We start from the raw sequence: 1,207 nt of genomic DNA on the forward strand, positions 1-1,207 counted from the left end.
ACTAGTACTTGTCCAATTTAATTATTAGAATAATCTGATTTATTCATAGGATTGACCTGCTCATACCATCGTTTGAGTTTATCTTCAGCCGTAGCCACCGTGAAACTCCAATGCACTTTCACCGCTCGTTCGTTGCGTTCAACCGTCCACATATCGACCTGCCGATCCAACTCATCCAACGAACCGATGCGTCGGTTTAAGCATTGACGAGCCAAAGCTGAAAACTCAATCTCGGCTGTGTTAAGCCAAGAGCCGTGTTTGGGTGTAAAGTGAAACACCAGTTTACGGCTCAGTAAACGGGCCTCACTCAGCGGCAGATGCTCATAGAACGAACCATACTTATGTGTGTTTAAGTTGTCCTGAACCAAATCAATTTGTTCACTATCAGCGTAGTAAGTTGACACTATTTGTTGCATAAATTCGGCATAGTCAGCTTTGGTACGTCGTTTCCGGGTCTGGGTGTAGCGAATGCCCCGGTCATAATCGTAAACCAGTAAGACCACTGCTGTCCCCTGTCGGATGTATTCATTGTCTTCCTTGGCGGCTTTACCAGGCTTGACCCGCAAGCCGACTACTACATCCTCCAGCAACTGGCACGGACGCTCATCAAAGCATAAGCGGGGCCTTTTGACCGCAACGGGCCGGTTGTAAACAGCCAACACATCTTCCATTTTAGCCAGGTACTCACCATTTATTTGGCCGATACACCATTGCTTTGTAAGCCAGGGCTTGAGCTTGCTTTTTTTAAAGATAGACGAACCGACTCATCGTTGATATGAATATCGAGTTTGACCAATCGTTCATTAATTAGCCCCACCGTCCAGCGGACTGATCCATCAGGAGCTTCACTGCAAGCGATAGCGGTAATCTCCGCTTCGACGCGAGCAGTCACCTTGCGGGGCTGTCCGGGACGGGCCTTTTCACTGATGGCCCGCTGAAGACCTTCCTGCCGGTAACGTTTTCGCACATTATAGACCGTGCCGACACTAATGCCAAGCAAGGTGCTAATCTGCTCAGGGTGCTGTCCCTGATGGGAAAACTGCAAGGCTCTGGCTCGATTCAACTTACGAACTGAGTCTTTACCTTTGCTGAGTAGTTGATCAAGTGTTGTCTGATCGGCTTCTGACAAGACGAATGGAGTAGCGATTTGGCCCATACTACAAAGCTACTCTATTTTACTTCAACTATTAATTTGGAAGAGCACTAG

General features: G+C 47.7%; 2 protein-coding genes. Both read right to left on the minus strand.

The annotated features are described in order from the left end of the window. Positions 1–17 precede the first annotated feature (17 nt). The gene (locus FH603_RS28120; protein WP_186742686.1) at positions 18–752 is read right to left on the minus strand and encodes an IS630 family transposase; all 735 of its coding nucleotides are present in this window, start codon (positions 750–752) and stop codon (positions 18–20) included. Then, a complete protein-coding gene (locus tag FH603_RS28125; RefSeq protein WP_186742684.1) occupies positions 692–1,156 on the minus strand; it encodes a helix-turn-helix domain-containing protein in 465 nt (154 codons plus the stop codon). The genes FH603_RS28120 and FH603_RS28125 overlap by 61 nt, the downstream gene beginning before the upstream one ends. Positions 1,157–1,207: the final 51 nt, after the last annotated feature.

This window comes from Spirosoma utsteinense, assembly GCF_014282275.1.
Taxonomy (GTDB): domain Bacteria; phylum Bacteroidota; class Bacteroidia; order Cytophagales; family Spirosomataceae; genus Spirosoma; species Spirosoma utsteinense.